Annotated in this window: 5 protein-coding genes; 2 read left to right on the forward strand and 3 right to left on the reverse strand. The window is 50.8% G+C overall.

The features are described 5' to 3' along the window. Positions 1–6: 6 nt before the first annotated feature. The 3 genes from Q1L85_RS08395 to cadR all read right to left on the reverse strand — a co-directional run bounded on the left by Q1L85_RS08395 (position 7) and on the right by cadR (position 4,906). Positions 7–2,169 (reverse strand): TonB-dependent siderophore receptor, encoded by a 2,163-nt coding sequence (locus tag Q1L85_RS08395; RefSeq protein ID WP_300428154.1) that lies wholly within the window; start codon positions 2,167–2,169, stop codon positions 7–9. Positions 2,170–2,224: 55 nt separating this feature from the next. Then, a complete protein-coding gene (locus tag Q1L85_RS08400) occupies positions 2,225–4,441 on the reverse strand; it encodes a Tn3 family transposase (RefSeq protein ID WP_300432844.1) in 2,217 nt (738 codons plus the stop codon). 75 nt (positions 4,442–4,516) lie between these two features. After that, positions 4,517–4,906, reverse strand: coding sequence for a Cd(II)/Pb(II)-responsive transcriptional regulator (gene cadR, locus Q1L85_RS08405; RefSeq protein ID WP_068435055.1), 390 nt, complete (start codon positions 4,904–4,906; stop codon positions 4,517–4,519). Between the two features lie 80 nt (positions 4,907–4,986). Here cadR and Q1L85_RS08410 point away from each other — a divergent pair, with 80 nt between their 5' ends. Then, positions 4,987–5,886 carry a cation transporter gene (locus Q1L85_RS08410; RefSeq protein ID WP_068435057.1) on the forward strand — a complete coding sequence of 300 codons (900 nt, stop codon included), beginning with the start codon at positions 4,987–4,989 and terminating at the stop codon, positions 5,884–5,886. A gap of 91 nt (positions 5,887–5,977) precedes the next feature. Continuing rightward, the gene (locus tag Q1L85_RS08415; RefSeq protein ID WP_076515232.1) at positions 5,978–6,346 is read left to right on the forward strand and encodes a hypothetical protein; all 369 of its coding nucleotides are present in this window, start codon (positions 5,978–5,980) and stop codon (positions 6,344–6,346) included. Positions 6,347–6,458 lie beyond the last annotated feature (112 nt).

Below are 6,458 nucleotides of genomic sequence, written 5' to 3' on the forward strand. Positions count from 1 at the left end.
TCCGGATCAGAACTCATAAGTCGCTGTTAAGGACACAGTGCGAGGCGAGCCGTACGCAATCTGACCGAAAGTACCGATATTGGTGTAGTAGGTTTCATCCGTCAGGTTGTCGATGTTCAGCTGAGTTGTGAATTCAGGCGTGACCTGATATTTCGCCATCAGGCTGACCAGAGCAAAGGCTTCCTGTTCTACGCGCTCGCTGGCACCACTGACTGGGTTAGTTGCCGTTGCGTAACTGTCACCTTCCCAGTTGACACCACCACCGACAGTGAAGGCACTCAGCTCACCTGGCAGTTGATAGCGGGTGTAGGTTTTCAGGATCTTACGTGGCTGTTCAGTGTTGATTTTCTCACCGTCGGCATCTTTAACTTCGTAAGAAGTAAAACCGACCTGTGCTTCCCAGTTTTCCATGACCTCACCGGTCACTTCAATTTCGTAGCCGCGGGAGGTCGCGCCTTCGGATTCTTTGTAAGCCTGATCTGTGGTGCCGGCCACCACGTTGGTGCCATCAGCAACCGCCAGGTTGTCCTGAACAGTGCGGAACAGGGCAAAAGACGCAATCATACGGTCGTCATTGAAGCCCGCTTTCATGCCCAGCTCTGCGCTACGGCCAACAATTGGGTCAAGGTGACTACCGTTCCTGTTACGCTCCTCCTGAGGTGTGAAAATCTCGGTGTAGCTTGCGTAACCCGTGAGGTCTTCTGTGAGGTTATAAAGCAGACCCAGATATGGGGTAACGATGCCTGTGTGTTCGATCACTTCAGCGTCGTTATATGCTGCTTCTTTGCGATCAACTTCCTGATCGGTAATACGGATGCCTGCAACGGTTGAGAAGCTGTCGCTAAACTGGATACGGGTAGAACCGTAGGCAGCCACCTGAGTGTCGGTGAACTCTTCATACAGGAAAGATTCACCCCAGACATGTTCCGGGTAGTCTTTGCCATCCCACGCATTAAAGTCATCAATAGGCTCAACAGAAGTAGCAAACGCGGAGTCAGAGGTGAAGTCACGAACGGAGCTGGAAATACCAAAAGACAGCGGCTGGTTATAGCCGAAAAGCTCGTAGGTCCCGGATATAAACAGGTCGACCATAGAGTAGCTGGTATCCGTGCTGAAGTTCCCTCCAGCATAAGGGAAGATCCCGGCACCTGTTTCTTTATCCGGGTTACCGTAAACGTAGAGCAGACGGGAATCGCCGGTATTGCTACCGTAATTCAGGCGTCCGTTGAGTGTCCAGGTATCGTCCAGGTTGTACTTCAGTTCAGCGAACACGTTGGTGTGCTGGGTGTTCCAGTACGCCCAGTCTGCAGAGGTTGTTTTAGAGCGGCTGTAATCGCTGCGGGTGCCGTCGCTGTACCAGCCAGGGATACCACCCCACGTAGGGGCATTGTTGGTGTTGTCCTGGTAGCTGGCGCCGACTGTCAGCAGGGTATTTTCGTTGAGGTCTGCTTCCGCCGTTACATAGACAACATTCTGTTCACTGTCGCCGATTTCACGGAAGGAGTCTTCTTCATTGTGCGCAACGACCGCACGGCCACGCAGGCTGCCTGACTGGTTCAGGCCCGAAGAGACGTCAACTTCTGCATTGCGTTCATTACGGCTACCCAGTGTCAGTTCTGCGGTGCCTTCGAATTCAGTGTTATCCGCACGTTTACGGATCAGGTTTACGGCTGCAGAAGGGTTACCACTGCCGGTGGTCAGACCCGTAGATCCTTTGATGACTTCTACCTGGTCGTAAATTGCGGTGTTGGCGGAGTTTTCGCCAGTGCCCCAGCCCGGATCGAACAGGGTTGGTACGCCATCAATCATGATGGTGTTGATTTCAAATCCACGGGAATAATAGTACTGACGGGCACTGTCATACTCTTTTACCGAGACACCTGACGTCTGGCTGAGTACGTCATTCAGGGTGTTGAGCTTCTGGTCCTGAATACGTTGTGTACTGAACACGCTGACTGTCTGAGGGGTTTCTCGTGCTTCCAGAGTCAGACCTGACGCCGAGCGGGAAATGTCAGCCTGGTACGCCTCTGCGTCGCGCTTGTCCCCGGATGTTTCAGCGGTTACCGAAAGTGCATCCAGCTGCATTACTTCTTCTGATTGCGCAGTGGCAGTGATGCCAACAGCCGTTCCCAGAAGGGCATAGCGAACACCTTTGGTAAGTTTTGACAACTGGCAGGGCAGTGATGAGGGTCGGCAACGATTCCTTAAATAAACAGCCACAAGATTAATTAATGATCAACCCGGTGTCTTTGTCTGGTATTGGGATTGGTATGTTAAACTCGATGTTGGGGACTTCCCGGTCCATATTCATTGAGTACGTTCCAAAACGATTGATATTGCCCCTGCGAAAAGGTGATGTCCCGGCAAGCACTTCGGGGTCAATCGGATAGCCCTCTTCTGCCAACTCCCCAAGCGCCTTTGTCATTGTCACCACGTTGTAAAGAATAATCATGTTGGCGACAAGATGATTATATTTGATGATTTTTTGCTGTTCGTGCCGAACGTTCTCCGCGATCAAGCCATCATTGCCAAACATCACCCACTGCAAGAAATCGTTAAATTCCTCACTTTTGCACGTCGCGGCCTGGATCATTTCCCTGATTTCAGCCTCCGCAATGTATTGCAGCAGGAAAACGGTCCGAACGACTCGACCGAGCTCTCGCAAAGCCAGGTAAAGCTTGTTTTTTCTGGAATAGGTTCCCAATCGTCGCAGAATGGTCGATGCGTTGATTCTTCCGGCTTTCACTGATAACGCAATGCGTAGCATATCGGGCAGACACGATTCGATCAGCTCCCACTTTATGGTGTCCTTGAACAAGGTATCGATATGCTTAAAGTGATCCTCTTTGCTGATCCGGTAGAGCTTCAGATGTTTAATGCCTCTAATCCTGGGCATCAGCTTGATGCCCAGCAGGTAAGCGAGCCCGAACACCGCTTCACTCTGGGATTGGGTATCTCCATGTATGGTATCGGGCTGAATGTCTGACTGATTTTTCAATAATCCATCGAGGATATACACGGCCTCATAAACACCACAGGGAATGAAGTGGCTGAATAACGCAATATAGGTATCAGACAAATGATAGTAGCCGAGGCCACCGGTACCCAAATACCGCAAATGGTGTTCACTCAAAAGATTTTGCTCGTAAAGATCCCATTTGGTGCCGTCGGCTGACGCCGTCTTGCCGGTACCCCAAATCTTCGGTAGGGAGAATCGATTGTAGGCATTGATGACCTTGGTAATGGCCTCATCGATCTTCTCCTCTGTCGAATGACGCAGGTTCAACCACGCAATCTGGCGACGGTTAATGCCCTCAATGGAACGGGAGGTTTGTGTGGGCCCCAGGTTGCAGCCGAAACAAAATAAGGTAACGATAAAGCGACGCTGATGATCGGTGAGTTTGGTTTCATGCCCCGATAATGGCTTGAAACCCTTGCTTAATCCCAGCCATTTTTCCATATCAATTAATACGTCGAGGATGCTGGTTTCCGACAGCCGGTCATCCAATGCACGATTGATTCTTTCCAGTGCGGCGGGAATGGGGTTGCGTTTAACGCGCTGAATGACCAACTCACCTTTTTCAATTCTGACCTGATCATTGCCCGGAAATTTTTTATCGGTTTCATTCGATGACTTTCTCAACCAACGTTTAAGTTCGGCAACAAGCGCTTTGGGGTCGGTAATGATGCCGGCCAGTTCACCGTACTCGGCGATCTGTTCGTGATACTCCTCCCAGCTCACCAACTGGTCTCTAAAATCGCCATATTTATCACTGCCCATGATCACCACGTCGCCAGACTTCAACTCCTGGGCCAGCGTTGTTAACAAGCAGAGTTCGAAATATTTTCGATGCACTTCCGTGTTGTTTCTGTTGCGGGTCGTTTTTCCAGTGACCAGTTTTAACCATTTATCGGGTATCCACGACAGATCAAGCGGCTCGCCCTTGGCATTCACGGCATCCAGAGTCGGCTTACGACTACGACGATGCCCCATGATTAAGGCCAGAGCATCGAGCGTCGATTGATCCTGAGTCGTCGATTGTAAATCCATGTGGGCAACGCAATCGAACAACAGAGCCCGCTTGCTCCGGTAGAGTGACAGCATAAAGGGCAGATAATTATTGTTGGCATAGGCCAACTGCTCGTCACAGCGCTTTTTAAGTTCGTCGGGTTCTCCCTGAAATGCCTGGGCAATCGCGTCGAGGCGCTCTATCTCGGTACCGGGAATCTGATACGCCTGGATAACATCCCGTAATGCCGCGATTAGAGCGTCAACCTGCTGAGTTTGTGAGAGCTGATGCTGTTTAAGGGCTTCATTGGCGTGATTGATCAGATTCTGGACGATACGGATAAAAATGTCGGCAATGTCATCAGAGGCTTTCCCTGTAACTGGCCAGAAACTGCGCCATGAGCCCGACCTCAGTGAAAAATCGCCGAACAAGGTGGAATGGGATATCCAGGGTAGACGTGTGACTTCCAATGATCAGAAAACCAATGTTACCGCTTCGGATTCTGACTAGGTGGTCAGATTTTGCAGTATGCCGCACTGCTCCACCGTGCGGTCGCTTGAGCAACTGCGGCGCAACGCTTTGAGTTGCCTACGCAATTGCGTCAGCTCGGCAATGCGGTCTTCCACTTGTTGAATATGGGCGTCCATCATCCGATTCACCTTATCACATTGCGCGCCAGGCGAGCGTTTGAGCGCCAATAGTTGACGGATTTCCTTCAAGCTGAGATCCAGACTGCGGCAGTGTTTAATGAACAGCAACAGGTCGACGGCCGCTTTGTCATACAAGCGAAAATTTCCCTCGGTGCGTTGGGTTGAGGGCAGCAGATTTTCTTTTTCATAATAACGGATCGTCTGTATTGAGCAGCCGGTAACGCTCGCCAATTCTCCTATTTTCATAACCACCAATTTCACTCTTGATTCTATAGTGACTATAGAATTTAAACTGCATAACCAGGAAAAAACAAGAGCGTTTTAATATGACTGAGCAATGCTGTGCTAGCTGTAACAGCGATGCACGAGACAACACACCACAGATTTCCGATGGCACAAGCGTCGTCCAAGGCGGCTATGTTAGCGAGTATCATGTCTCCAGGATGGACTGCCCTTCGGAGGAAGGCGTGATCCGCATGGCATTGGATAGTGTGGAACCCAAAGTAACGCTGGAATTTGATACCCCCAATCGCATAGTGCGTATCTTTCATGGGGATAATGCCGATGTGATTGAGGAACGGATGCACTCTGTTGGTTTGGGCGCTACGCTTGAAATCACATCACCCGTAGACAGTGATGCCATCGCCCAAGCACATGAAGATGCACAACAGGAGGCACAAAAAGAATCGGGTATTCTGAAATGGCTACTCGCCATCAACGGCATCATGTTTGTCATTGAAATCACCATCGGCTGGTGGGCGCAATCCACTGGCTTGATCGCCGATTCCCTGGACATGTTCGCTGATGCCGCCGTTTATGGCGTGGCGCTCTATGCCGTTGGGCGCAGCACTCGGTTGAAACTGCGCTCGGCACATTTTTCTGGCTGGTTGCAACTGATGTTGGCGTTTGGCGCTTTGAGTGAAGTTGTGCGGCGGTTTATGTTTGGCAGCGAGCCAGCGTCCGTCCTGATGATGAGTATGGGCCTGGCTGCTTTGGCGGCCAATGTGTTGTGCCTTGTGCTGATCGCCAAAAGCAGGAATCGTGGAGCGCATATGAAAGCCAGCTGGATATTCTCCGCCAACGACGTGATTGCCAATCTGGGGGTTATCCTGGCTGGTGGCCTGGTCGCCTGGACCGGTTCCCGCTATCCGGATCTGGTGATTGGTCTCATTATTGGCGTCGTTGTCCTAAACGGTGCACGACGTATTTTGCAGCTGAAATCCTGACCGGAAACGGTTTTGGTGAACTTTTCTATAATATGATAGTCTATGGCAGCTAGTGTTTTGAACCTGACAACATAAGGGCTCCACATTTCACATGAACATCCGCCATCATTTAACTTGTCTACTGGCTCTACTGATTGCCCTGCAATCCGTGGCTGCCATGGCGGACGTTCACCAGCTTCATCAATTCGGGACGGAGCACTTGGAATTCGACCATTCGCACCAATCCAGTGCCACTGATACTCAAAACGACAATCTGCTCGCCAAGCAGACACCCGATCAGCCCGGACAGTCTGTATATGACTGCCACCATTGCTGCCATTGTCATGGCCACGGCTCTGTCGTTCTGACCGGAGCCGCTTCACACTTGGCCAATTTATTCTCAGAAAACGGACAAGCCGACTATCAGGCCAACCTCACCTCTGGTATTCCCCCCTCTCTGTTTCGCCCTCCAATCGCCTGATCGCGCCTCAAAAGCACGTCATCAGTCGCTGTAGACTTGGGTTACAGCGAACAATTGGTATTTATTTTAGGGTGAAACATCATGAAACAGATCGCTATTGGGCTCGCGCTTG

The organism is uncultured Thalassolituus sp. (genome assembly GCF_950066645.1).
Classification (GTDB): Bacteria; Pseudomonadota; Gammaproteobacteria; order Pseudomonadales; family Oceanobacteraceae; genus Thalassolituus.